21 protein-coding genes and 1 tRNA gene are annotated in these 25828 nt (G+C 71.4%); 6 read left to right on the forward strand and 16 right to left on the reverse strand.

Annotated elements, in window-relative coordinates:
• Positions 1-2 precede the first annotated feature (2 nt).
• The 4 genes from C8D81_RS15320 to C8D81_RS15335 form a co-directional block, all read right to left on the reverse strand.
• Positions 3-509: a hypothetical protein gene (locus C8D81_RS15320; protein WP_094403885.1), complete on the reverse strand. Its 507-nt coding sequence runs from the start codon at positions 507-509 to the stop codon at positions 3-5.
• Between the two features lie 3 nt (positions 510-512).
• Complete coding sequence (ettA, locus tag C8D81_RS15325) at positions 513-2195, reverse strand: energy-dependent translational throttle protein EttA (protein WP_094355852.1); 1683 nt, start codon at positions 2193-2195, stop codon at positions 513-515.
• 75 nt (positions 2196-2270) lie between these two features.
• Positions 2271-3746 carry a serine hydrolase domain-containing protein gene (locus tag C8D81_RS15330; RefSeq protein ID WP_133626375.1) on the reverse strand — a complete coding sequence of 492 codons (1476 nt, stop codon included), beginning with the start codon at positions 3744-3746 and terminating at the stop codon, positions 2271-2273.
• A 13-nt stretch (positions 3747-3759) separates the two neighbouring features.
• Positions 3760-4287 carry an ArsR/SmtB family transcription factor gene (locus tag C8D81_RS15335; protein ID WP_094355850.1) on the reverse strand — a complete coding sequence of 176 codons (528 nt, stop codon included), beginning with the start codon at positions 4285-4287 and terminating at the stop codon, positions 3760-3762.
• A gap of 266 nt (positions 4288-4553) precedes the next feature.
• Between C8D81_RS15335 and C8D81_RS15340 the strand changes: the two genes are divergently transcribed.
• Positions 4554-5036 (forward strand): single-stranded DNA-binding protein, encoded by a 483-nt coding sequence (locus C8D81_RS15340; RefSeq protein ID WP_166646837.1) that lies wholly within the window; start codon positions 4554-4556, stop codon positions 5034-5036.
• A gap of 2 nt (positions 5037-5038) precedes the next feature.
• On the opposite strand, the gene C8D81_RS21875 is transcribed toward C8D81_RS15340, so the two are convergent.
• The 3 genes from C8D81_RS21875 to C8D81_RS15355 are packed head-to-tail and all read right to left on the reverse strand — an operon-like array spanning position 5039 to position 10164.
• Complete coding sequence (locus tag C8D81_RS21875) at positions 5039-6778, reverse strand: GTPase family protein (protein ID WP_094406909.1); 1740 nt, start codon at positions 6776-6778, stop codon at positions 5039-5041.
• On the reverse strand, positions 6765-8681 hold the full coding sequence (locus C8D81_RS15350; RefSeq protein ID WP_208109325.1) for a GTPase domain-containing protein: 1917 nt from the start codon (positions 8679-8681) through the stop codon (positions 6765-6767). The genes C8D81_RS21875 and C8D81_RS15350 overlap by 14 nt, the downstream gene beginning before the upstream one ends.
• Positions 8682-8709: 28 nt before the next feature.
• The gene (locus C8D81_RS15355) at positions 8710-10164 is read right to left on the reverse strand and encodes a PrsW family intramembrane metalloprotease (protein WP_094432163.1); all 1455 of its coding nucleotides are present in this window, start codon (positions 10162-10164) and stop codon (positions 8710-8712) included.
• Between the two features lie 82 nt (positions 10165-10246).
• Here C8D81_RS15355 and C8D81_RS15360 point away from each other — a divergent pair.
• From C8D81_RS15360 to C8D81_RS15370, 3 genes are all read left to right on the forward strand, one after another.
• A tRNA-Arg gene (locus C8D81_RS15360) sits at positions 10247-10319 on the forward strand.
• A 28-nt stretch (positions 10320-10347) separates the two neighbouring features.
• Positions 10348-11067, forward strand: a complete 720-nt coding sequence (locus C8D81_RS15365) for an enoyl-CoA hydratase/isomerase family protein (protein WP_229119646.1) — start codon at positions 10348-10350, stop codon at positions 11065-11067.
• Positions 11068-11153: 86 nt separating this feature from the next.
• Entirely contained in the window at positions 11154-12353 is a 1200-nt protein-coding gene (locus C8D81_RS15370) for an MFS transporter (protein WP_094432167.1), read from the forward strand.
• A 24-nt stretch (positions 12354-12377) separates the two neighbouring features.
• Here C8D81_RS15370 and orn read toward each other — a convergent pair whose 3' ends face one another.
• On the reverse strand, positions 12378-13025 hold the full coding sequence (orn, locus tag C8D81_RS15375) for an oligoribonuclease (protein WP_094355844.1): 648 nt from the start codon (positions 13023-13025) through the stop codon (positions 12378-12380).
• Positions 13026-13196: 171 nt separating this feature from the next.
• On the opposite strand from orn, the gene C8D81_RS15380 reads away from it, so the two are divergent.
• Together C8D81_RS15380 and C8D81_RS15385 are read left to right on the forward strand one after the other, a co-directional pair.
• The gene (locus C8D81_RS15380; protein ID WP_094432170.1) at positions 13197-14666 is read left to right on the forward strand and encodes a sugar transferase; all 1470 of its coding nucleotides are present in this window, start codon (positions 13197-13199) and stop codon (positions 14664-14666) included.
• Positions 14666-15808 (forward strand): glycosyltransferase, encoded by a 1143-nt coding sequence (locus tag C8D81_RS15385; RefSeq protein ID WP_094432172.1) that lies wholly within the window; start codon positions 14666-14668, stop codon positions 15806-15808. Before C8D81_RS15380 ends, C8D81_RS15385 begins: the two co-directional genes overlap by 1 nt.
• Positions 15809-15849: 41 nt before the next feature.
• Here C8D81_RS15385 and C8D81_RS15390 read toward each other — a convergent pair whose 3' ends face one another.
• The 8 genes from C8D81_RS15390 to C8D81_RS15425 are packed head-to-tail and all read right to left on the reverse strand — an operon-like array spanning position 15850 to position 25825.
• A complete protein-coding gene (locus C8D81_RS15390) occupies positions 15850-17196 on the reverse strand; it encodes a glycosyl hydrolase family 28-related protein (RefSeq protein ID WP_094432175.1) in 1347 nt (448 codons plus the stop codon).
• Positions 17193-18917, reverse strand: coding sequence for an alpha/beta hydrolase family protein (locus tag C8D81_RS15395; protein WP_094432176.1), 1725 nt, complete (start codon positions 18915-18917; stop codon positions 17193-17195). Before C8D81_RS15395 ends, C8D81_RS15390 begins: the two co-directional genes overlap by 4 nt.
• Positions 18914-19948 (reverse strand): YveK family protein, encoded by a 1035-nt coding sequence (locus C8D81_RS15400; RefSeq protein WP_133626376.1) that lies wholly within the window; start codon positions 19946-19948, stop codon positions 18914-18916. Before C8D81_RS15400 ends, C8D81_RS15395 begins: the two co-directional genes overlap by 4 nt.
• On the reverse strand, positions 19945-21366 hold the full coding sequence (locus C8D81_RS15405; RefSeq protein ID WP_094432180.1) for a hypothetical protein: 1422 nt from the start codon (positions 21364-21366) through the stop codon (positions 19945-19947). The genes C8D81_RS15400 and C8D81_RS15405 overlap by 4 nt, the downstream gene beginning before the upstream one ends.
• The gene (locus C8D81_RS15410; RefSeq protein WP_094432182.1) at positions 21356-22360 is read right to left on the reverse strand and encodes a CgeB family protein; all 1005 of its coding nucleotides are present in this window, start codon (positions 22358-22360) and stop codon (positions 21356-21358) included. Before C8D81_RS15410 ends, C8D81_RS15405 begins: the two co-directional genes overlap by 11 nt.
• The gene (locus C8D81_RS15415; protein ID WP_208109326.1) at positions 22357-23610 is read right to left on the reverse strand and encodes a lipopolysaccharide biosynthesis protein; all 1254 of its coding nucleotides are present in this window, start codon (positions 23608-23610) and stop codon (positions 22357-22359) included. Before C8D81_RS15415 ends, C8D81_RS15410 begins: the two co-directional genes overlap by 4 nt.
• Positions 23607-24755 carry a glycosyltransferase gene (locus C8D81_RS15420; RefSeq protein ID WP_094432184.1) on the reverse strand — a complete coding sequence of 383 codons (1149 nt, stop codon included), beginning with the start codon at positions 24753-24755 and terminating at the stop codon, positions 23607-23609. The genes C8D81_RS15415 and C8D81_RS15420 overlap by 4 nt, the downstream gene beginning before the upstream one ends.
• Positions 24752-25825, reverse strand: coding sequence for a glycosyltransferase family 4 protein (locus C8D81_RS15425; RefSeq protein WP_208109327.1), 1074 nt, complete (start codon positions 25823-25825; stop codon positions 24752-24754). The genes C8D81_RS15420 and C8D81_RS15425 overlap by 4 nt, the downstream gene beginning before the upstream one ends.
• Between the last annotated feature and the right edge of the window lie 3 nt (positions 25826-25828).

Here is a 25828-nt window from a genome sequence, read left to right on the forward strand (position 1 = left end):
GTTCAGCGGAGCGGACGTTCCTCCGCGTACCGGGCGGCCAGGGCCAGCAACTGGCCCAGATTGTGGCTGAGCCCCGGCTCGGGGTAGGCGACCTCGACGCCGGGGCCGCTGAGGCGTACCCCCGGAAGGCCGGCCACCGGCACCCGGTCGAAGCGGGCCGCCGACCAGGGAATCAGGGTCTCGCCCCGGTCGGTACGCACCAGCACCCCGCCGGGTTGCAGCACCCAGGCGACCCCGTCGGGCGCCGAGATCTTGCGCAGCGGAGAGTCGAAAACCCCAACCAGCATGAGGATCCCGAGGATCAGAGGGCAGAGCACGACCACCGCACCGCCGATCACGACGTTCCGGACGATGGAGGAATCCACCCCGGTGACGACCATCGGGATGGTGACCATCAGCACCACAACCACCAGCACGGCGAGCAGGCCGGCCAGTCCCAGCAGCACCCCACCGATCACCCGGAGCGACGAACCCGCCGCCAGCCGACGGTAACCGACGACGCGGTTCATGACTCAGCCGCGGGTGAGGCGACGGTGGGTGGTGGCGTGCGGGCGGGCGGCCTCGGCACCGAGCCGGTCGATCTTGTTCTTCTCGTAGTCGGCGAAGTTGCCCTCGAACCAGTACCACTTGGCCTGGTTCTCGTCGTCACCCTCCCAGGCGAGGATGTGGGTGGCGACGCGGTCCAGGAACCAGCGATCGTGGGAGATCACCACGGCACAACCGGGGAACTCGAGCAGCGCGTCTTCCAACGACTGCAGGGTTTCCACGTCCAGGTCGTTGGTCGGCTCGTCGAGCAGCAGCAGGTTGCCGCCCATCTTCAGCGTGAGCGCCAGGTTCAACCGGTTCCGCTCACCGCCGGAGAGCACGCCGGTCGGCTTCTGCTGGTCCGGGCCCTTGAAGCCGAAGGAGGCGACGTAGGCACGCGAGGCCATCTCGAAGTTGGCGACCTTGATGAAGTCGAGCCCGTCGGAGACCACTTCCCAGACGTTCTTCTTCGGATCGAGGCCGCCGCGGCCCTGGTCGACGTAGGAGATCGACACGGTCTTGCCGAGGTCGAGGGTGCCGGAGTCGGGTTCCTGCTCGTCGACGATCATCTTGAACAGCGTGGACTTGCCGACACCGTTGGGGCCGATGATGCCGACGATGCCCGAACGCGGCAGGGTGAACGACAGGTCGTCGATCAGCACCCGGTCGCCGAAGCCCTTGGTCAGGTTCTTCACCTCGAGGACATCGGTGCCCAGCCGCGGGCCGGGCGGGATGTTGATCTCCGACGGATCGATCTTGCGGTTCCGCTCGGCCTCGGCGGCCATCTCCTCGTAGCGGGCGAGGCGAGCCTTGTTCTTGGCCTGCCGTGCCTTGGGGCTGGAGCGGACCCAGTCGAGTTCCTTCTCCAGGATCTTGGCGCGCTTGGCGTCCTTCTGGCCCTCGATCTGCAGCCGCTTGCGCTTGGTGTCGAGGTAGGTGGAGTAGTTGCCCTCATAGGGGTGCAGCCGGCCGCGGTCGATCTCGCAGATCCACTCGGCGACGTTGTCCAGGAAGTAGCGATCGTGGGTCACCGCCAGGACCGCGCCCGGGTAGTTCTTCAGGTGGCCCTCGAGCCAGTTCACGCTCTCCGCGTCCAGGTGGTTGGTCGGCTCGTCGAGGAGCAGCAGGTCGGGCTGCTGCAGCAGCAGCTTGCAGAGCGCGACGCGGCGTCGCTCACCGCCGGAGAGGTGGTCGACGAGTTCGTCACCGGGCGGGCAGCGCAGCGCGTCCATCGCCTGCTCCAGCTGGGAATCCAGGTCCCAGGCGTTCGCCGCGTCGAGGTCGGTCTGCAGGTCGCCCATCTCGGCCATCAGCGCATCGAAGTCGGCGTCCGGGTCGGCCATCAGCTCACCGATCTCGTTGAACCGGTCGAGCTTCTTCTTGATCTCCCCGGCGGCCTCCTGGACGTTCTCCAGGACGGTCTTGCCCTCGGTCAGCGGCGGCTCCTGGAGCAGGATGCCGACGGTCTTGCCCTTGCCGAGCATGGCGTCGCCGTTGCCGGGCTGCTCGAGACCGGCCATCACCTTGAGCAGGGTGGATTTGCCGGCTCCGTTGGGTCCGACGACCCCGATCTTGGCGCCCTCGTAGAAGGACAGCGTCACGTTGTCGAGGATCACCTTGTCACCGGCCGTCTTGCGGACGTTGTGCATGGTGTAGACGAACTCTGGCATCGGGTTTGTCAACCTTCGCGGTAGCGGGATCTGGGCCGCGTCACAGTATGCCACCGCCGTGGTCGGGTCGGACGCTCAGCGCAGCATCAGCGCCGCGAGTACGCCGAGCAGGGCGAGGCTGATGCCGAGCGCGAGCCATTCACCGATCCGCTTCTTCCCGACCCACGGCAACCCCGCCCATCGGCGTACGCCCCAGAGCACGGCCGCCAGCGCGACCCCGACCAGCGCGGTCCAGAGCAGACCCGGTACCAGCTGCCACGGGCCGAGCCGCCAGGCCAGGAACAGCATCAGGGCACTGTCGATGGCCGCGGAGAGCAGCGGTAGCCGGGATCGGGTGCGGACCGCTCGCCAAGCCAGCAGACCGATCGCGCCGGCGGTGAGCAGCAGCACCACCAGCGCCACGATCGGCAACGGCGAGGCCTTCACCGGGTTGTCGGCGAGCAGGCCGACGCCGAGGCTGTCGACCGAGACCGTCGAGTCGTTGAGCACGACCACCGCGCGCTGGTTGGCGCGATCCAGGCCGAAGAAGGTGCGCGCTCCCCCGGTGCCGCCGTTGTGCCAGGTGATCGCCGGTCGACCGGGTTCGCTGCTGGTGATCCAGAAGTAGCCGATCCGGTTGTCGGCGCCGCTGGCCTGCCAGCGCGGCTCGAGGGCGGCCATCCCGGGTGCGGTGCCGTCGAGCAGGGCGCGGGCGTAGCGGGTCAGATCGTCGACGGTGACATAGGTGGAGACCCCGGCCGGCAGCATCCCTTCGGCGGTCCACGGCTCGGGCCGGTTGCCGTTGGTCGTCCGGCCGATGCTGGCGTCGGCCGGTATCAGGTCGGGGCGGGTGGCGAAGACCACGCCGGTCATCCCCAGCGGCAGCAGCAACCGCTGGCGGACCAGGGTCTGCCAGTCGGGCTGGTTCGCGGCGCGGGCCAGGGCGTGGCCGAGCAGCGCGGCGCCGAGATTGGAGTACGCGTAGCTGCCGCGATCGGTCAGCTCGATCCGGCCCGCGGCGCGGATCACCTCGGCGGTGCTGGCCGAGTACGGGTCCTTCAGGGTGATCGGCATGGCGAGACCGGCGAGCAGTTCGGCCGGAATCAGCGGGGGTACGCCCCCGCGGTGGCTGGCGAGTTCGTCGAGGGTGACCTCCCCGACCGGGGTGCCGGCGAGTTCGGGCAGCCGGCCGGCGAGCCGGTCGTCGGGGCGCACCTCGCCGCGGGTGATGGCGTCGGCGAACAGTTGGCCGGTGAAGGTCTTGGTGATCGAGCCGAGCTCGTGGCGCTGACCGACGGGGCCGAGGTCGGCGCTGCGGACGGTGCCGCGGTCCAGTTCGGCGACGCTCATCGAATAGATCCCGCGTTCGGCGCGCAGTGCGTCGGTGAGCCGGGTGCTGAGGGTGGGGTCGCCGCGCCACCGTCCGGGGTCGGCGGCACCGGGGGCAATCAACAGGCCGAGCAGGCCGCCGACGATCGCGCCGATGAGCAGGGTCAGTGGGAATCGGCGGGCGGTCCGCGGGGTGCCCGGGGTCTCGGTGGGTGGGGATGGTGCGGTGGCCAGGACGGGCATCGGAAGCTCCTTCTCAGGTGGGCCGGGCGGCGAGGATGATCGCGAGCAGCGGGATCACCCGGGTGGCCGGGATCTCGTAGTGACCGCGGCCGGTGGAGGCGAGCCAGCCGGCGTTGATCAGCACCCGCAGGTGGTGGTGCAGCTGGCCGGTGGTGCCCAGGCCCTCCTGGGCGGCCAGCTCGGCGGTGGAGCGGACACCGGAGTGGATCAGCTGCAGCAGGGTGAGCCGGACCGGGTGACCGAGGGCGTCGAGCTGGGTGGCGTACGCCGACCAGTCGGCCTCGGCGAGCCGTTCGGACGTCGATCCGTATTGCCAGCGAACCGGTCCCCGCTCCGGCACCTCGACCGACCCGGTGAACGCGACCGCACCCTCGGGTTCCCGACGCTCCAGCTCCTCCAGGTACCAGAAGTCGGAATCCCTGTCCGGGTTGGGATCGGTGGACTCGGCCGCGGGACGGGAATCGGTCGCCGCCGCGGACCCGGTTCCGGTCAATCGGGCCACCGCCGCCTCGAGGGCGGCCACGCGCTCTTCAAGCTCCATGGTCCGATACTACGTATATACGTTTTTACGTGCAACCGGTTTCCGAAGATGTCAGGGGTTATGCACAGTTCGAGCGCCGAAACACGTGCGATCGACCGCAAGAGATTGGCGGACCGAGCGGCACGGAAACCAGTGCCGGTGTTGTCCACAGCTCGGGGCGGTTCGAAGTGTTGTCCACAGGCGGTACGCCGGGGGTGCACGATTCGGGTGCTGGGGCGCCATGGTGCGGAAAGGACTCGTGCAGGACCCGAGAAAGGATGCACACCATGGAGCCGATCGTCAGCATGACCGGTCGCCTCGGCACCGACGTCGAGGAACGGACGACCCGCCAGGGGGTCCCCTATGTCAGCTTCCGGATGGCCAACACCTCACGCTTCCAGCGGGAGGGGCACTGGGTCGACGGTCCCACCACCTGGGTGAGTGTGCGCTGCTACCGCCAGCTCGCCGAACATGTCTCGATGAGCCTGCGCAAGGGGCAGCCCGTGGTGGTGACCGGCCGGTTGCGCACCGAGAGCTGGCAGGACCAGTCCGGCGGCACCCGGGAGCGCACCGTGCTCGAGGCGCAGGCGGTGGGGCACGATCTGACCTGGGGTGCGACCGTGTTCAAACGGGTGATGAAAGACGTGCCACCGGCCGAGCGTGAAGCGGCCGATCTGGACGGGCCGACCGAGGTCGTGGGGCACGAACCGGTCAGCGACGGCGCGGCCGAGCCCGAGGAGCAGGAGCACACCAGGGAGGTGGCCGCCTGAGCTCAGCGCCGGGCGCGCTGCAGGGCCTCGCGCACGGATTCGTAACGGTCGAGTTCGGCGTTCACAGGATCGATGACCAGCTCCCGGGTGACCTCGCCGACAGCGGTCATCAGCGCCGAGCGGGCTCGCCGTTCCTTGCGTCGGGCACCGACGAGCACCCCGATCCGGGCCAACAGGGCGACCAGCAGTCCCGCACCGATACCGCCGACCAGCAGCACCGTGGGCGCGGGCAGTCCCCACCACCGCACCTCCGGCAACGGCGGCAGCTGCAGATAGAGCATCACGAAGGCGACACCGAGCCAGAGCAACCCGGCCGCCATCACCGCGACCAGCAGCCACTGCAGCACCGTGACCGCCTTCCACCAACCACGGTTGCGGTCCAGCTCCAGGTCGGTGGTGGCGACGGCGCGGTCCAACCGGTCGGAGAGCTTGTCGGAATGGGTACGCGCGGCGGCGCGGACCGAGGTGGCCCAGCCGCGGGTGAGGCCGCCGGCGGCCTCGTCGGCCAGGTCACGGACCGCGGAATCGACCCGTGCCTGCTGCACCGAGGTGGTGGCGGGCAGCGAGGTGCGCGACACGCGGGCCGGATCGATCTCCTTGCCGCGCTTGCCGACGCCCCAGCGGTCCAGATGCAGCCGGCGCAGCGGGTCGGGCCGGAATCTGCCCAGCCAGGACAGCACCGGCCAGCCGGTGGCGAGACCGCCGCGGTGCCGCCAGGCGCCGCCGACGGCCTCGGCGACGGTGTCCACGCCCGCCGCGGCGGCCATGGCCTGGTTCAACCGGCGCGCCGATCCCCTGGTGATCGGTTCCGCGGGTTCGGTGCCGGAGGCCTCGGCGAGCCGATCCGCGGCCCGGCGGACGTCCGCGCCCAGCCGGTCGGCGGCGGCCCGCTTGTCGGCGACCCGGGCCTGGATCCGGCGGCGCAGCTCGGCGATCCCCTCCCCGGTCTGGGCGCTGACGGCTGCGATCTCGGTCTGCTCCAGTCCCTCGGAGTCGAGCAGGCGGCGCAGATCGCTGAGGCAACGGTTCCGGGCGGCGTCATCGAGCCGGTCGATCTGGTTGAGCACCACCATCATCACCGAGGCGTGGTGCGCCAGCGGTTTCAGATAGCCGTCGTGCAGGGCGGCGTCCGCATATTTCTGCGGGTCGACGACCCAGATCAGCATGTCCACCAGCTCGACCAACCGATCCACCTCCTGCCGGTGGGCGGCCTCGGTGGAGTCGTGGTCGGGCAGATCGATCAGCACCAGGTGGTCGAACGGCCGATCGGCGGCCTCACCCTGCCGGCCGCGCCGGCTGGGCAGCAGCGACCGACCGCGGGGCCGGGAGGATTCCAGTTCGGCGGTCGCGGTGGTGCTGGTCGCGCCCGCCGGGGCGATGGCCCGGTCCGGGGCCGATTCGCTGACCTGGTGTCGGGTGCGGATGTCGAGCCAGTCGAGGAGATCCTCGGCGGAGGTGTCACCGAAGGAGGCGGCCATGGCCTTGCTGGTGGTCGGGCGACGGACGCCGGCGACGGCGAGCTCGGTGCCGGAGAGCGCGTTGAACGTGGAGGACTTGCCCGATCCGGTGGCGCCACCGAGGGCGATCACGGTGGTGTCGCCGGCCAGCTCGAGTCGGCGGCCGGCCCGGGTGACCACGGCCGCGGCCTGGTCGACGACCTCGTCGTCGACCCGGCCGCGGGCGTGGTCGCTGGCGTCGCGGAGGGCGCGCAGCCGAGCACCCAGGTCGTCAGCGCGTGCCATCGTGGTCCTCCACGATCTCGGCCTCCAGCACCTCATCGGCGGACCGGTCACCGTGCTGCTCGAGATAGCTCGGTGCCGGCTGGCCACCTTCGAGCGCGGCCCGCTCCGGTTCGTCCGTGAGCTCGCGACCGGTCGACAGTTCGCGCGCTTCGTGCTGGCCGGCGGGCAGCGCCGCCTCGAGCTGGGCGGGTTCCTCACCGGCGCGGACCGCCCGGACCCGCTCCAGCGCGGCCCGCAGCTCACCGGCGCGATCCTGGGTGGGGGCCGCGGCGTCGAGCAACCGGTGGTAGCGCTCCAGCTCATGGGCCATCAGGGCCGAGACGCGGGCGTCCAGGTCATCCTTCGCCTTCTTGGCGAGTCGGCGTACCGCATCGTCACCGAAGACGGCCTCCAGGACCCGCTGCGCCAGCGCCGCGGTCCCGCCGGCGACGCCGATCTCGGCTCCGGTGAGGCCACCGGTGTGGGCGAAGACCACGATCATCAGCGCCAGCCCGATGGTGTTCACCCCGATCGCCAGGAAGCGGGCCTGGGACCGTTTGCCCATCCCCTCATCGGCGACCAGGTCGAGCACCGCACCCTGCCAGTCGCGGACCGCGCGGGCGGCCTCGCTGGGATAGTCGCGGGATGCCCGGGTGAGGTCCTCACGGCTGGTACGCAGCAGCTCGCGGCCCGCCGGGTTCGCCGCCCAGGCCGCCTCGGCGCGTTCGGCCGCGGCGTCGCCCTCCTCGCGGAGCAGGGCCTCCAGTCCGGACTCGACGGCTACCTGGACCTTCTCCGCGCTCGGTGGGCGACCGCGGAGCACGTTCATCACCCGGTCCCGCAGCCAGCCGATCTTCTCGTCCAGGGCGCGGAAGAGCTCACCGGTGCCGATGAAGTCGTGCCACCGGGTCAGCACCTCACCACGCAGCAGCGTGCCGTCTGCGGTCTGCACCGAGACCGCCCGCACCCCCTCGGCGTACGCCTTGTCGACGTCCTCGCGGAGCTGGGCGAGCACCTCCTGCTGGTCCTGCAAGGCCTCGACCACACCGGGCCCGCGGGCGAGCAGCGCCCCGATGGCGCCATCGAGGGTCTGGTGCACCACCTCCTGCCGGCTGGCCGCGTCGTGGGCGAGGGTGGCGAGCCAGGTCCGGATCGGCGAGACCGCCGAGTCGGGCAGCAACCCCTCGGCATCGACCGAGGTCTCCGGGACCGCGAACAGCGGCGAATCACCCAGGCCACGCTGGGTCATCATGGTGCCGAGGTGGCTGGGGATGTCGGCCATCGCGGCCGGGGGCACCCGGTCCAGCACGACGGCGACCGCGGCGGACCGGTCGGCGGCGTGCAGCAGGAACTCCCACGGCACCGCATCGGCGTACCGGGCGGCCGAGGTGACGAACAGCCACAGATCGGCGGCGGCGAGCAGCTGGGCCGCCAACCGCCGGTTCTCCTCCACCACCGAATCCACATCCGGCGCGTCCAGGATCGCCAACCCCGGCGGGATGGTGTCATCGCTGACCAGCTGCAGCTCGCGCTGATCGTCGGACTGGCCGGTGGTCCGCGCCAGCCCGGGCAGGATCCGGTCGTCCTCGAACCAGTGCGCGTCGCGCGGATGGAAGATCAGCACCGGCGCCCTGGTGGTCGGCCGGATCACCCCGGGCCGGGAGACCACCCGGCCGACGAGCGAGTTGACCAGGGTCGACTTGCCCGCACCGGTGGACCCACCGACGACGGCCAGCAGCGGTGCGTCGATGGTGGCCAGGCGCGGCAGGATGTAGTCGTCGAGCTGGGCGGCCATCTCGCCCGCGGCCCGCCGTTGGTCCGCGGCGGCCGGCAGCTGCAACGGCAGGTCGACGGCCGCCAGGGTGTCGCGCAGGCCGGCCAGGGAATCCGGCAAGGACCTGGGATTCGGGCGGTCGCTCGACATCGGGCCTCCTGTCCGGGCGTCGTTGCGGCTATCCCGGCGGGGGCTTCCAACGCGGATCGACCGCCGAGTACTGAGTCGCCCGAGATCCTAGCGGTACGTCGTGGGCCGGTAGTGGAGCAGGGGCCGGGTAGTTGCCGCCCAGCCCGGCGGGCCCGGGATAACTGGGTGCGGACCAGCCCGCGGTGCTCCGACGTCGGCGCTGCCAGGGGTAGACGGTGCGCGGCAGCGGGGCGACCAGCGCCCGGTCCCGCAGCGAGCGGATGCGGAACAACAGCTCCTTCTCGCGGATCAGTCCGCCGTCGTCGACGAGCCCGCGGGCCATCGAGTCGCGCAGGTAGGCGAGCTCGGTCAGCGCCCGCTGCATCCGCCAGGTGCTGATGATCCGGCCGGCCCACAGGGACTGCCAGAGCACCCGGATCCGGGTCAGCGGTTTCGGCGCGAACTCGGCATCCGACTCGTTCAGCCAACCCATCCGGGCGTAGTCGGTCAGCCGCGCCCCGATCAGCCCACGCTGCCGCAGGAAGTCGCGCACGGTGAAGATCGCCAGCGTGATCACCAGCGGATAGGCCACCAGCAGCAGCGGGATCAGCAGCGCCTGCTCGGACAACCCGGCGGAGGCGGTGCCGTTGAACAGCATGTGCAGCAGGGCCGCGGCGAGGAATCCGGTGACCGGCGCCAGCACGCGTACCAGCTTGCTCTTGGACCGCATCGCGAACGCCAGACCGATGCCGGTCATCGAGGTGAACAGGGGGTGCCCGAAGAAGGTGAAGATGCCGCGACGGACGAAGATCTCCTGCAGCACCATCTGATCATCGACGCCATAGGCGTACGCCGCCCGCACCGCTCGGGTGTAGTAGAGGATGTTCTCGGTGAACGCGAACCCCGCACCGCACAGTCCCGCCAGGGTGATCCCGGACAGCATGCTCACCCAGCGGTAGCGCATCGCGATCGCCAGGAAGAACAGGATCGTCGCCTTCATCGCCTCCTCGACGAATGGTGCGACGAAGGTGGCGGCGCGCGGTGCGGTGGCCGGGTCGCCGTTGCCGAGGATCGACAGGTGTTCGGAGGCCATCGTGTTGAGCTGCATCGAGAAGTAGGTCGCCACGCAGGCACCCCAGCCGAAGGTGACCAGCCAGACCCAGAAGCGCTGCGGCCGGAAGCGGTCGGCCCACAGGAAGAGCAGGCTCAGCGGGATGACGGTGATCAGCGCATAGGGCAACGTCTGCTGGACGGTCTCGGTGCCGAGCCCGATCATGGTGCCGCCGGGCACCCGCTTGTCCGGCACCAGTTCCTGCCACATCAACACGATGCAGAGCAGTTCGAAGCCGAGCAGCAGCACCGTCGCCCAGGTGAACGGGTTCTTCAGGAAACGCTTGATCCAGGAGCTGCCCGGCCCGGCCGGGGTCGGCAGGTCGTTGCGCCGCAGCGCCGCCCGGAGCCGCGGGTCGCTGACGTCAGGCTCGTTGGCGGCCGCGAGATGCATGCGGCCAGAGTAGCGGGGGCACGGGTAGCCACCCCCGGACGTGACCTGTCCCGAGCGGACCGCCCGATACACTGTTCGCCCGGCCCCGATAGCTCAGCGGATAGAGCAGCAGCCTTCTAATCTGACGGTCGTAGGTTCGAGTCCTACTCGGGGCGCCCCGCCGGGATCGATGGAGGACCACCCGTGATCGAGCACGCCGTCAGCGACGGGATCGCGGTGATCACCATCGCCAACCCGGGCCGATTCAATGCGCTGACGATCGGGATGTGGATCGAGCTGGAACGCATCGTCACCGAGCTGAGCGCCGACCCGCGGGTGCTGGTCCTGGTCATCCGCGGCGCCGGCGACGACTTCAGCTCCGGGTTCGACATCCACGATCTGCCCGATACCGACCCCGACCGGTTCCATCCGGTCCATCTGGCCGCCGAGCAGGCGATCGCGACCTGTCCGAAACCGGTGCTGGCAGCGATCCGCGGCACCTGCGTCGGCGGCGGGTGCGAGATCGCGGTCGCCGCGGATCTGCGGTACGCCGACCCGGGCGCCCGGTTCGGGGTCACCCCGAGCCGGCTCGGGATCGTCTACCCCAGCCAACCGACCAGACGGCTGGTGGAGCTGATCGGGGTCGGTGAGGCCCGCCGGTTGCTGTTCCTCGGTGAGCTGATGGATGCCTCGTGGGCACTGCGCGTCGGGCTGGTCAGCGAGGTCGTCGCCGAGGGTGAGGACGTCATCGACCGGACGATGGCGGTGGCCAGGTTGCTGACCACCCGCTCCCAGATCAGCATCGCCGCCGCCAAGCACTACACCGCCGGCGGGGCCGAGCGGAGCTGGCCGGCCACCGACTACGCCGAGGGTGTCCGCGCCTTCCGCGAACGCCGCTCCCCCGGATTCCCCTCCGCCAGGTGAACTCGTCCGGGATCATGCACACTCCTCGCGCCCGGCACCGTGAGATCGGCCCCAGGGGTTCGTTGGGGAGCCGATAGCGTGGCCCGGTGACGGAGTCGATCCAGTGGCGCAAGGTGGCGATCGCGGCGTACGCCCCCACCCTGCTGGTATCGATCGGATACGGCGCGGTGCTCCCGCTGGTCGCACTCTCGGCACGGGAGATGGGCGCCAGTGTCGGGATGGCCGCTCTCGTCGTCGGGTTGCACGGCTTCGGGCAGCTGGTCGGCGATCTGCCGGCCGGGTCCATCGCGGCGAAGCTCGGGGAGAAGAAGGCACTGATCGGTGCCGCCCTGGTCGAGGCCGCCGCCCAGCTGGTCGCCTGGCGGGCCACCCAGCTCGCGGTGCTGGCCGCCGCGGTGTTCGTGATCGGCCTGGCCGGCGCGGTCTTCGGGCTGGCGCGGCAGGCGTACCTCACCGAGGTGGTACCGCTGCGCCAGCGCGCCCGCGCCCTGTCCACCCTCGGCGGGATGCTCCGCGTCGGGTTCTTCATCGGGCCACTGATCGCGGCCGCGGTCGTCGGCCGCTTCGGCCTCTCCGCCGCGTACGCCGCAGCGGCGGTGATGACGCTGGCGGCGGCCGCGTTCACCCTGGCCCTGCCGGATGTGCAGCCGAGCGGCGGCGCGGCCATCCCGCGTACCCCGGCCCGGTTGCTTCCGGTGATCCGCGAGCACCGCAAGGTGCTGGCCACCCTCGGTACCGGGGCGATGGTGATCATGCTGGGCCGGGCCGGCCGGCTCAGCCTGCTGCCGCTGTGGGCCCAGGCCGCCGGGCTCAGCCCGCAGGCGACCAGTCTGATCTTCGCCATCGCCGCCTTCACCGATATGGCGATGTTCTATCCGTCGGGGTTGATCATGGACCGCTTCGGCCGTTTCTGGTCGACCGCGCCGACGTTGATCGTGCTGGGTCTCGGTTTCGCGCTGCTGCCGCTGACCGATGGCCCGTGGACGATCGGGTTGGTCGCGGTGCTGCTCGGGGTCGGCAACGGGTTCTCCGCCGGCATCGTGATGACGCTCGGTTCGGACGCCTCCCCGCGGGTCGGCCGGCCCCAGTTCCTGGCCGCCTGGCGGTTGCTGTCCGATGCCGGGAACACCGTCGGCCCGTTCCTGATCTCGGCGGTGGTGGCGGTCGCGCCGCTGTGGGCGGCCGCGTTCGCCACCGCCGTCACCTGCTGGGCCGGTGCGGCCTGGTTCGTCCGCTGGCTGCCCCGCGGCCGTCAGGAGCTGGAGCCGCTGCAACCGAACCCGTGACCGGGTGCCGGGGCGCGGCGGCGATCAGGAAGCCGGTTCCGGGGAGCTGTCCGGTCGGTCCGGGCGGGCGCCGGTCAGCGACCCCTGATACTTCTCGGCGATCTTCTTCAGCGACTCGGTGCTGGGACCGGGCTCGGGCACGAACAGCGCCTCGCGGTAGTAGCGCAGCTCCTCGATCGACTCCTGGATGTCGGCCAGCGCGCGATGGTTGCCCGACTTGGCCGGGGTGTTGAAGTAGATCCGCGGATACCAGCGCCGGGCGAGCTCCTTCAGGCTGGAGACGTCGACATTGCGGTAGTGCACATGGTGCTCCAGGGTCGGCATGTCCCGCGCCAGGAACGCCCGGTCGGTGCCGATGGTGTTGCCCGCCAGCGGCGCCTTGCGCGCATCCGGCACATGGCTGCGGACATAGTCGAGCACCTGCTCCTCGGCCTCGGCCATCGTCAGGCCGGCGGCGAGCTCGTCGAGCAGCCCGGACCCGGTGTGCATCTGGCGGACGAAATCACCCATCCGCTCGAGCGCTTCGGCCGGCGGCTTGATCAGCACATCGACACCCGGACCGAGCACGTTCAACTGCGGATCGGTGACCAGCGCAGCCACCTCGATCAGGGCGTCACCGGTCAGGTCCAGCCCGGTCATCTCACAGTCGATCCACACCAAGGTCTCATTCACGACAGCACACCCTACCGGTCGGTCTCTGCGTACGCCTCTGCATGCGCGGGGGGAATGCCCACGGAAGAAAGGGCAGCCAGGGCCGAGATTTGGCTGGACAGCGAATCGGGCGGCGACATAACTTTGCCGGTAGCACTTACGGGGATTGCGGGCTTTTGCCTGCTTTAGTGTATGGGGGTGTGTGCCCGAGTGGTCACACAGGAGCTGGCTTTTGCCTGCCGTGAATTACAACCAAAGAGTTGGTTATTCCGTTACCGCCGAGGTCTTCTTGTCGGAGATCTCGTCGTCGTCATCAGCAGTACCTTCGGGGCGCAGGCGGTGCGAGACGTGTTGGTCGGTTCGTTCGGGGCGAGCCTGACCGAGCACTTGATCATGTCCAGTGCGATCTGCATCGCCTGGATGGCCGGGCTGGTGTTCTTCGAGACCCGCAGCCAGGGGACGATCGCCGGACGCACCGTGCTGGAGCTGCGGCAGATCATCATCACCACCCTGGTCGTCTTCGGCGCCTTCGCCATCTGGTGCACCATCAGCGGCAGCCGGATCGGCCGGGGCTACCTGATGGTGGCGCTGCCGGTGGGGACGACGCTGCTGGTGGCGACCCGGTTGTCGTGGCGGGCCTGGTTGCGCCGCCAGCGCGCGGCCGGCAGCCATCAGTACCGGGTGCTGCTCGCCGGCAACCCGGCGACGGTCGCCAAGGTCGCCGACGAGCTGCGCCGCAGCCCGGAGGCCGGCTACCGCATCGTCGGCAGCTGGACGCCGGACGACGCCGTCCAGACCGGTACCGGGCCGACCATGACGACCGCCCTGGATTCGGTGGTCGAGGCCGCCGAACGCCGCTCGGCCGACACCGTCATCGTCACCGGTTCGGATGATCTGACCCATGAGCAGATCCAACGGCTGAGCTGGCTGCTCGACGACGCCCGGCTCGATCTGGCGGTGGCGCCGAGCCTGACCGATGTCGCCGGTGACCGGCTGCACATGACACCGGTCGCCGGGTTGCCGCTGATCCACATCGAGACCCCGCGCTTGCACGGCCGCCAGGCGATGCTCAAGCGGGCCTTCGACATCGTCGGATCGCTGATGCTGTTGACCCTGCTCTCGGTGCCGATGCTGGTCATCGCGCTGCTGGTCAAGCTCACCAGTCGCGGGCCGGTGCTCTATCACCAGGAACGGATCGGCTTCAACGGCACCCCGTTCAAGATGACCAAGTTCCGCACCATGCGGCAGGGCGCGGACGCCGAGCTCGCGGCGCTGCTCGCCGCCCGGGGTGACGAGACGACCCCGTTGTTCAAGCTGCGCGACGACCCCCGGATCACCCGGGTCGGGCGGGTGCTGCGCAAATACTCCCTGGATGAGTTCCCGCAGCTGTTCAACGTGTTGCGCGGGGAGATGAGTCTGGTCGGGCCACGCCCCCAGGTCGCCGCCGAGGTCGCGCTCTATGAGGATCAGGCGCTGCGTCGGCTGATCGTCCAACCCGGGATGACCGGGCTGTGGCAGGTCAGCGGCCGGTCGACACTGAGCTGGGAGGACGCCCTGCGCCTGGATCTGTTCTATGTCCGGAACTGGTCGCTGCTGGCCGATCTGGTCATCCTGCTGCGCACCTTCCGGGCCGTGGCACTGCCCGGCGAGTCCGCCCACTGATGGCCGCTGCCACGGACCCGGTGCTCCCGCACGGGGTGCTGGTGCACGACTGGGTCGAGGTCACCGGTGGATCGGAGAACGTGCTGGAGGTGATCGCGGATCTCTTCCCGGGCACCGATCTCGCGTGCTCCTGGATGAACGCCCCGGACCGGTTCCCGGCCCGGCGGGTCGTCGAGACGGCGGTGGCGCGTACGCCGCTGCGGGGCCGTAAGGCGCTGGCACTGACGGCGCTGGCCGCGGCCTGGCGGGTGATGCCGAACGACGACTATCGGTGGGCGCTGGTCAGCTCCCACTCGTTCGCCCACCACTGCCGGTTCCGCGGCACCGGCCCGGGGTTCGCCAAGCTCGTCTACGTGCATTCCCCCGCCCGCTATCTGTGGGAGCCCTCCCTGGACCACCGCGGTCAGGGGCGGTTGGTACGCCTGGCGGCCGCGCCGCTGCGCCACCTCGACCGGCGCCGCGCCCAGGAGGCCCGGGCGCTGGCGGCGAACAGTGCCTATGTCGCCGAACGGATCCGCCGACACTGGGGCCGCGACAGCACGGTGATCCATCCACCGGTGGAGGTGGCCGAGATCCAGGCGGTCGAGGACTGGAGCAGCCGGCTCACCCCGGCCGAACAGGCCGTGCTGGCGGAACTGCCGGAGGACTTCCTGCTCGGCGCCTCCCGACTGATTCCCTACAAGCGCCTCGATCTGGCGCTGGCCACCGGGTCGGCCAGCGGACTGCCGGTGGTGATCGCCGGCGAGGGCCCCGAGCTCCCCCGGTTGCGCCGGCTGGCCGCGGACCGGCAGATCCGGGCGCACTTCGTCGGCCGGGTGTCGACACCGCTGCTGCGGGCGCTTTTCCAACGAGCACAGAGTTTCGTCTTCCCCGCCGTCGAGGACTTCGGCATCATGCCGGTCGAGGCGATGGCGGTCGGTACGCCGGTGATCGTCGGTTCGGTCGGCGGTGCGCTGGAGACGGTGCTGCCCGGGGTGACCGGTGCCCAGGTGCGCGACTGGGACGATCCGGAGGAGCTGCACCGGGCGGTCCGGGCGAGCGCCGCCTGCCGGCCGGCCGACTGCCGGGACCGGGCCCGCCAGTTCTCCCGCGCCCGTTTCGAGACGGACCTGTTGGACTGGATCGGCCGCAATCTCAACTGAGACAGGGAAAGCCGAACCCGGAGCACCACGACCGGCCGGATTCAGCTCGGCCGGTCGGTGCCCAGGTCGAGCGGGGCCAGCTGACCCTCGGCGTTGACGACGAGTCGGTAGTAGCGCCCGTTGGCCCCGCGGAGCACGACACCCGCGGTGGGGCTGTCGGAGATCAGGCTGCCATCGGCCAGCACGCCACCCACCCGCGTACCGGCGGCGTCGCGATGGTCGGCCAACGGCTGCCCGGGCCGGCCCCGCAGCTGCAGCGGGCCCAGGAACTCCCCACCGGATCGCTGCCCGCCGCCCTGCACCGTCCACCCCGGTGGGAAGGCCGCGGCCTCCACCGGCCGCCGCTGGTCGACGATGAGTTCCTCCGCCGTCCCGGTGGGACAACCGCGCGGGTCGATGGCGAGCGGGGCCGGGCTGCTGCCGGCGTCGGGGTCCAGGGCGACACTGGCCAGGTACGCCTGGCCGCAGCGCCGCAGGTCGAGCACCACCCGACGCGCGGCCAGCTTGCAGTTGACCAGCCCGAACTGGGCCGGGCCGCCGTTGGCGTCGCCGACCCGCACGGCGGTGTCACAACCCTCGAACCACAGATTCGTCAGCCACCAGACGTTGGCGATCCCCTCGACCAGCAGGTGCGCATCGGTGGTCTCCGGATGGGTGTCGGAGGTGAACTCGCTGTCCACGATCGACAGCCCGGCGTTGGCGCCGTTGCGCACCCCGAGCACCCCGACCCGGTTGGTCAGGAACCGGCAGCCGGCGACGTAGTTCTGGATGCAGGCGGTCCGCAGGCCGACCCCGAGGTTGGTGAAGAAGCAGTTGGTGAAGGTGTTCGCCCCGGAGTTCTCGATCAGCTCCACCCCGACCTGGCCGGCGTACTGCGGAAAGTTGGCGCCCTGGTGGTCGCCCCGCAGGATGACGTCGTCGAAACCGCACATGAACGCACCCCGCAGCCGCATGCCCATCCCCGACGGGTGCACCAGGTGCACCCCGAAGGAGCGGAACGAGGCGCGATTGGTGCCCGCCAGGTTGAACAACGGCCCGTCGCCCTGATGGATCAGCAGCGACTTGTCCGGGCCGTCCCCGAGGATCGTGGTGTAGCGGGTGATGTCGGGCAGCCCGGTGAGCCGGTAGGTGCCGGTCGGGATGTAGACCGCCCGCTCCTCACCCGCCTGCTCGAGGGCGGTGGCGAAGGCTTTGGTGTCGTCGGCCTGCCCGTCACCGACCGCGCCGACGGTGCGCACATCGATCCGCGGACCGCCCGGCATCACCTCCGGAAGCTGGGGTGGCACCGGGGTCCGGCTGCAGGCGGCCAGACCGACCAGCGCGGCCCCCGCCGCACCGCCGAGCACCCAGCGCCGATCAACCCGATCGGGCCGGCTCGGCTCGTTCACGACGCGTCCGCCGCCCTGGTCGGGTCGAGGTCGGCCGGTCGGGCAGCCGCGCGCACCCAGGCCACCAGCTCCGCGCTGATCGGCGCCCGGGCGGCGGGATGGAAGGCGGAGTGGTCTCCGGGAAGTTCCTTGATCTGTGGCACCCTCGAACCGTACCGGCGGCGCAACCGGGTCATCCCCTCAGGGCCCCGTTGACTGCGGAACCAGTCGCGATCGGCGTCGATCAGCAGGGCGACGGTGTCCACCTCGGCACGCGCCAGCGGACGGAGCAGTACCTCCGGCACCTGGGTGATGCCGCGTTGACCGAGCAACCGCCACAGCGGATACGGCAGATGCCGCTGCAGCAGCGCCTTGATCCGTCCGCGCGGGGAACGCTGCCAGGTAGGGGTGTTCCGCGGTACGCCGAGATCCTCGGGTCGCACCGACCCGTAGACCGAGCGCTTCCGGACCCAGGACCAGGCCACCGCGTTGACCAGCACGACCTTGCCCAGCCGCAGGTCCCGGGCGACCGAGGCGGCGTACCAGGAGCCGGAGCAGACGCCGACGCTGAGCAGGTCCCGGCCGGCGACCTCCAGATGCCTGGCGGCGGCGAGCGCCTGGGCCCGCGCCGCATCGCTGTAGAGCGGGGTCAGTTCACCGGCCTCGACCGGGCCGCTCTCCCCGGTGCCGACGCGATCGAACCGCAGCGCCTGGCCACCGGCGGCGGCGATCCGGCGGCTCGCCCAGACCCACTCCCCCGCCGGCCCGTGATGGGTGTCGTCGGCGGTCGCGAAGAACAACACCGCCCGCGTCGGATCGCTGCGCAGCGGCAGGCTCCGGATGGCGAACATCCGGTCCGTCCCGATGCTCTCGATCCGTTCCTGCACAGGGATTCCGCCGGGTCCGGTGACCGTGGCAGTGGTCTTCGGCACCGGGGTGACCGACCGCCGTTCGGCACCGAAGCGCGGCGCCAGCCAGTCCACCACCCGGTCGATCAGCCGCTCGGGGATCTCGACCAGGAAGCTGCGCGGGTTGGCGAAATTGCGGAGCTCGTCGGAGCCGTCGAGGATCACCGCCTCGGCCTGCTCGCCGACCTCCCGGGCGCGCCGGTCGCCCTTCTCGTCGCGGCGGACCACCAGCAGCGGAGCGGCCGGTACGCCGAGGCTCAGCTCGGCGAACCCGGCCGCGGCGTCCGGGTGCAGCTCGAGCCCGAGCAGGTGCGTGGCACCCGGTTCCGGTGCCGGGGTGGCGCCCATCGCCATCGCGAACAGCGCCCCCTGGGCGCGCAGGTGCCGGCGCCCCGACCCGACCGGATCGAACCAGACGGTGGCGGCCAGGTCGGGCAGTTCGTCGGTGAGCTGGCTGGCGAGCAGGGCGCCCACCCGGACCCCGATCAGGCCGAGCTCACCGACCCCGAGCCGACGCAGCCAGGCGTACCCGGTGCGGATGCTGTCGAGCCATTCGCTGAGCGCGGTGGGGCTGCCCGGGGCGCCGCTGGAGTCCTGGGTGCCGGCATAGTCGAAGCGGAGCACCGCGATCCCGCGGCGGGCGAGCCGATCGGCCAGCAGGCGCAGCCCGCGGGTGGTGTCGGCGGCCTCCTTGGCGATCGAACCGCAGAGCAGCACCCCGCCGCGGACCTGCCGGTCCGCGGGCAGGTGCAGGGCCGCGAACAACGGCGGGTCACCGAGATAGGTCGGCAGTTCGGTGGTCGGCACGTCGGTGGTCGGCACGTCGGTGGTCACCGGTCCAGACCTCCCGACGGGGTCCGGGCCAGCACGATCAGGTTGGCGGCGGCGTTCCGGATCGGGGCGAGTCGCTCGGTCAGGTCTCGGGTCGAGAAGGCGTCCACATCGACCACGGCGACGACATCGGCCTCCCGGGCCACCGCGGCCACCTCACCGGGCGCGGTGAGATCGGGGGCGTCGATGACCACCCGGCCCCCCTCGCGCACCCGCGCCCGGGCCGGCCGGGGATCGGCGGATTCGTCACGGTCGTTGAGATCGATGAAGGTGACCGGTGTCCCGTTGTCGCTGAACCAGTCCGCCAGCTGCCGGGCGAAGGGGCTGCTGCCCGAGCCGTGGGTCACCACCACCGTCGCGGTGTCCAGCGCGGAGGCCACCCGCCGCAGCATCGCCGAGGAGGCGCTGCCGGAGAGCGCGAGCACCTCATCGGTGCTGCCGGATTCCGGATCGGGCCGCGGGTGGACCCTCGGATCGCGGCGCCAGCGCAGATAGGCCACGCCCACCCCGAGCAGCAGGCCGGCGGCCCCGAGCAGCGCGATGGTGCGGGCCCGGCCACCCGTGGCGACCCCGTCCGCGGGTGGGGTGACCTGGACCAGGGCCGCCTCGGCCGGCGTACCCGGCGGGTTCTCCAGGGAGTTGAACAACGACTGCAGCTGGCGTACCACCGCCGCATTCAGCTCCCGCGCCCGAACCGGATCGGTCACCTCGGTCCGCAGGCTGATCAGCGCGGTGCCCGGTGCGGTGGTGGCGGTGAAACCGTTCCGCACCTCCGACACCGGCAGGCCCACGTCACCGGCCGCCGGGACGAGCACCGCATCGCTGCCGGCCAGTTCGGTGTAGGTGGCCACCAGATCCTTGGCGGCCTGGCTCCGCTCGGCGGCGCTGGTCCCCGACCGCACCGAGACGAACACCTGGGATTCGGACTGGTAGACCGTCGGCGTCGCGAAGGCGAGGACGGCCCCCGCGATCACCCCGAGCACCAGCCCGACGAGCCCAGCCAGCACGGCGGCCCGGATCAAACGTCGCATCATGACCTTTCCCCCGTCGGCTCCACCCGCAACCGCACCGGATCCGCTGGGACCCGTGATGGCCGGTCGGTGGTCGGGGCCCCGGCGGGGCCCCAACGGAGCCATTTCAACATGATCGTCAGCAACCAGATGGCCAGCGCCCCCTGGAGCCCTTTTCCTGCGGTCTCGGCGATGCCGAGCACGCCTCGTTCGAACAGCGCCGGAGTCTGCACCATGGTCAGCGCCCACGCCGCCAGGAAGATGTGTTTCGACTCCAGCCCGCGGACCACCAGCAGCAGCACCGCGAGCAGGATCAGCGATTCCACCAGCACCCCGGGCAGTCCGGCGAGCAGCAGACCCTCGCTGAGGTGCCCCTCGGCCAGCGACACGCTGACCTCGCGCATGTCCACCGAGGACCCCCGGACCAGCTCGGCCCAGACCGTCCCGGAGGTCACCTTGGTCACCCCCAGCTGGGCCGGGATGAACGCCAGCAGTGCCGCACCGGCGGCCTGCCCCGGGGTGTACCAGGGCGGGCCCACTGCGGCGTACACGTCGGTGGCCGCCTGGAACAGATCGAAGCGGGTCAACAGCGGCAGGAACGGTCGCAGCGGGGCCGGATAGTTCAACTGGAAGGTGGCATCGGTCGCGGCGCCGGCGGTCTTGAACGACTGCAACCAGCCGAAGGCGGCGATCACCACCGCACCGGTACCGACCAGGGCCAGGGCCCGGCGCCGGTCCAGCCCGACCCGGCCGATCCGCAGCGCCAGCGCCAGCGCGATCCCGATCGCGGGGGTCTTGGACTGGGTCACCATCCCCCAGCCGAGCTCCCCGGCGCCGAGGACGCCGAGCACGAGCAGCACCTGCAGCGGACGGCCACGGGTGTGGAACACCAGCGCGATGGCGGCGATCCCGGCCAGCGACGCGATGGTCGCCAGATAGGGATTGGCCGATTCGACCTCCCCGGCCGAACTCACCGTTCCGGTGGCCATGGTGGCGGCCCGGGCGAGCATCCCGATCGCGTACACCACCCAGAAGACCGGCAACCAGGCCGGTGCCCCGCTGTCCGCGGCCCGTCGGGTCACCCCGTCCGGGTGCGACCACCGGCGGGCGCGCAGCACCTCGACCAGGATCAGCGCGAGCAGGGCATAGCACCAGATGCCGGGGACGATCAGGGTGAGCACGGCCGCCACCCCGCGGTCGTAGCCGACCTGGTAGAGCCGCGGGTCGGCGAGATTGTCGGCGAAGGCGGGCCGCGGCTGCACCGTCAGCAGCACGATCGCCCGGCCCAGATAGCCGATCGCCCAGTAGACCGCCTGCCCGACCAGCAGGATCCGGAGCAGACCGCGGGCCCGCAGCCCGGCCACGGCCAGCACCAGCAGCCCGGCGGCCACCAGCAGGACGCCGAGGCCGGGGGCCAGTTCGATCGCAGGATCAACCGACATGGGCGACGATCTCCTCGGCCCGGTGCCGGTAGCTGTGCCCGCCGGTGACGATCCGCTGGTGACCGGCCGCCGCGATCCGGCGTACGCCCTCGGGGTCGCGGCGGCAGCGGTGCAGGTGGTCGCGCAGTTCGGTCTCGTCGTCGAAGAGCAGCGCCTCGCGGCCCTCGGTGAGCAGCTCGCGGTGCTGGTCGGTGCGCTGCCCGACGAACAGCCCGCCCGCGGCCGGGACCTCGAAGGTGCGGCAGGTGTGGGTGTCGCGGTTGTCGGAGTTCAGCAGCACCAGATTCGCGGTCACCGCGGCGATCGCCCGGGACAGCTCGCCGCCGAACCGGCCGCCGGTGACGGTGGCCGCCGACCGCTGCAGCTCCGGCGCCCGCCGCCAGCCGGGTCCGGCGAGATAGAACTGCTCACCGAACTCGGTGGCGAGATCGTTGATGAGTCGCCGCCGGTCGGGGCGGCGGGCGCCGATGAACCCGGCGAGATAGCGCCGCCCACCGCGCGGGGCCCGCGGATGGTGCCAGGCCGGGTCGTAGGCGCTGTGCACGTAGAGCACATCGCGGGCACCGCGCTCGCGCAGTTCGGCGACGTTGTGCACCTTGGTGGTGACCACGCAGTCCCAGCGGTGCTCCTGGTCGAGGTAGGCCGGGGTGATGTTCTCGGGGTTGGCGACGTCGTCGGGGCTGTAGTGCACCTTGATCGGTACCGGCAGCCCCAGCAGCCGGTCCTGGTCCAGGTGGATGCTCTTGAACGCCAGCAGCAGCTCCGGGCGGAATGCAGTGACGGCCTGCTCCAGCTCGGTGTGCACCCGGTCCACCTGCCAGGGCGCACGGACCCCCCGGACCCGTTTGTAGAGCCACGGCACCGAGAGCCGCGCCGGCGCGCTGACCGGGGTGGAGTCGACCAGCGCGACCTCGTGCCCGGCGCGGGCGAAGCCGTCCGCGAGTGAGGTGACGTTGCTGCCGTACCAGTCGTCCCCGAGGACCAGGACCCTCATCCGCTCGCCTCCTCCTGGTGCCGGCGACGGACCCGCGGCAGGCGTACCAGGTGCCAGACCGCGACCGTCGTCTCGGCGATCAGCACACCCCAGACGATCGTCCAGACCGACCCGGTCCACCAGGTGGTGATCGCCAGGGTGATCAGGATGATCACGGTGCCGATGATCGAGCCCTTGAGGGCGGCGCGGCTGTCGGAGAGCACCGGCAGCACCGCGGTGGTGATGAAGCTGGCGATCGCGGTACCGGGCAGGATGAAGGCCTGCAGGCGCATCAGCGGGATCGACTCGGCGAACCGGTCGCCGAAGATCAGCGGCACCGTCCACTGCGCGGTCGCCGCCAGCACCACCGCTGCGCCGACCGAGAGCACGCTGACCCCGAGCAGCGAGGACTTCACCGCCGACCACATGTCCCGACTGCCCCGCCTGGCCAGCCGCGGCAGCAGGGCGTACCCGATCGCATCGAGGCTGGAGGAGACCGCCTGGATGACCCGGTCGGAGCTGGAGAAGATGCCCAGTGCGTGACTGGGGACCGAATGGGAGAAGACGGTGGCAACCCCCTGTTCGTAACTGTTCTCCAGCATCCGTGCCGAGAGCACCGGCCCGGCGAGCCGGCACAGGCCGCGCAGCTGACCGGGTTCGGCGCGCCGCGGTGGGCCGTAGGAGCCGATCGTGCGCCACCAGCTGAGCCCGACCGGGACCAGGGTGGATGCGATCAGGCAGAGCAGGGCGACGATCGGGTCCGGGAACCGGGGCAGCAGGGCGACCAGCAGGCCGAGGTAGGCGACCCGGCCGATGCCGTTGAACAGGAAGATCAGCCCGAACCGGCCGTGGCCGACCAGCACCCAGTCATCGCCGAGGGAGCTGAGCGCCCCGCCGAACAGGCCGAGGGTGATCATCAGCGTCTGCTGCGGCGCCTGCAGCGCCACGGTGATCAGCACCAGTGCCAGGGCGCCGAGCAGGATCAGCGCGCGGAGTTTCAGGTACGCCCCACGCAACCGGTCGAGACCCGGGTCGTGCACCCGGGCGGCGACGTAGGTGGTGATCCCCAGATCCCCGAGCAGCGAGCCGATGAAGAACGACGACATCCCGACCGCGAGCAGTCCGAGGCCGGAGGGGCCGAGGATCCGGGCGGTCAGCGGCAGGGTGATCAGCGTGACCAGATACTGGCCGTACTTGCCGAAGGCGACCAGGGCGATGTCGCGGATCGTCCGCCGGCGGGTCCCCGATCCGGTGGGGGTCGCGGTGCTCACCGGCGGCCCCCGATGACCTGCTGCAGCAGGGTGCGGGCGATCCGGGCGCTGGCGTCGACGGAGAAGTCCCCGGCCCGGCGGCGGGCCGCGTCGGCCAGCCGGGTCCGCAACGGCCGGTCCTCGATCAACCGGTCGAGGGTACGCCCCAGCTGCGGCGGATCCTCCGGGTCGAGCAGCACCCCGTCCCGCCAGCCGGTGATGATCTCCGAGGGCCCACCGGGCGCGGTCGCGACCGGTACTGCGCCGACCGACATCGCCTCGACGATGACCTGGCCGAAGGGTTCGGCCTGCCGGGAGCAGTGCACGGCGATGTCGCATCCGCTGAGGGCGGTCAGCGGGTCGTCGACGTGCCCGGTGAAGGTGACCCGATCGGCCAGGCCGAGGCGGTCGACCTGGGCCAGCAGCCGGTCGCGGTAGGCGTCCTCGCCGAACAGGGCGGCGCCGAAGAACCGCACCCGGGGCCGGTTCCGCATCCCGGCCAGGGCGTCGAGCAGCACGTCCTGGCCCTTCCATTCGGTGATCCGCCCGGCCATCCCGAGCACCACCGCGTCCGGTTCGGCCTGCTCCCGGTGCGCGGAGCCGGCCTCCACCCCCGGGCTGCAGACCGCGAGCGGTTTGCCGAGCGTCCACAGGGTCTGCGCGGTGCTGCGCGAGTTGGCCAGGAAGCCGTCGGCGACCAGTGCCCCGAACAGGCGTACCGCCACACTGACCGGGAGGCCGAAGTAGTCCGCGCTGACCCGGTCGTGGACCCGCCACACCAGCGGGATCCGGCAGCGGGCGGTGATCAGGGCGCCGAGCAGCAGCGCCTTGGTCGATTCGGCCATCAGCACCTGCGGCCGGGCGTCGGTCTGCTCACCGGCCAGTTCGCCACCGATCCGCCAGCCGGCGGTGATCAGTTGCCGGACCCCGCGGGCCAGCGCCCGCGGGCCGCCCCCGATCCTGGTCGCCCGGGTGTTCACCGGGCGTACCGTGACCGGGATCCCGCGCTGGGTGAGCAGCTCGACGACCGGGCCGTCGGCCAGGGTGAGCGCGCGGGCGTCCACACCGGTACGCCGCAGCGCCGCCAGCAGCCGGATGGCGCTCAGTTCGGCGCCGGAGGGCTGGGCGGTGTGCAGGATGCAGAGCAGGCGGATCGGATCGCTCACCCGATCAGCTCCCGGTAGAGCGCCTCGTGGGCGGCGGCGCTGGCCGCCCAGGTGAACGTCTCGGCGTGCGCGCGGCAGGCGCGGGCATCCGGGCGGCGGCCGCGCAGGGCGGCGACCAGCCGCTCGGCCAGCGCCTCGGGGTGCTCGCGCGGCACCACCAGGGAGGGGTCGAGCCCGATCACCGAATCGGCCAGTCCGCCGGCGTCGGTGACCACCGGCGCCCGGCCGCTGGCCAGCGACTCGAGACAGACCAACCCGAATCCCTCCAGGGACCGCGTCGGTACCACGCTGACGGTGGCCCGCCGGTAGAGCTCGGCGATCTCGTCATCGGTGACCCGCCCGGTGAAGGTGACCCCGCTCAGCCCGGTGGCCTGCGCACGCAGCGCCGCCTCCTCGGTGCCGGTGCCGACCACGATCAACCGCGCCTCGGGCAGGGCCGCGGCGACCGCCGGCCAGGCGGTCAGCAGGGTGTCGATGCCCATCCGGCGCTCCAGCCGGCGGACGCAGAGCACGGTCGGCGGGCCGGCCGGCTCCTGCGGGACGGCGAACCGGTCCAGGTCGACCCCCGGTGGGATCACCCGGATCCGGTCGGCCGGGATCCGGTAGTCGGTGGCCAGCAGCCGGGCGAAGTATCGGCTGAGCACCACGTACGCGTCGCTGCCGCGGTAGCGGACCAGCTCGATCCGCCGCTTGAGGGCGACGGCCGCGGCCCGTTCGCCGGCGGCGGCGCTCTCCCCCGCCCACGGCCCGTGGAAGTGGGTGACCACGGGCCCACGGGGCCGGCGGACGGCCGGTGCGGGCAGCGGGCCGTAGGGCGCGAAGTGCCGGTCCAGCACGGTGCCGCGCGGGACCCGGTGGGTCAGGGCGCTGCTCAGCACCCGCGCCGGGAAGGGTGCGTCCTGGCCGGGCCAGGAGTGCCCGCCCGCGGCGTCCGGTGCGCCGAAGGCCACCGCCTTGACGCTCACCCGGGGCCGCGCCCGCAGCGCCAGCCAGAGGTCGGTGAAATAGCGGTTCAGACCGCCGGCGCGGGTGTCGAACCAGTCCGCGCCGCTCATCTGCACACGGAGCACCGG

It is taken from the genome of Enemella evansiae, assembly GCF_004362375.1.
Lineage (GTDB): Bacteria > Actinomycetota > Actinomycetes > Propionibacteriales > Propionibacteriaceae > Enemella > Enemella evansiae.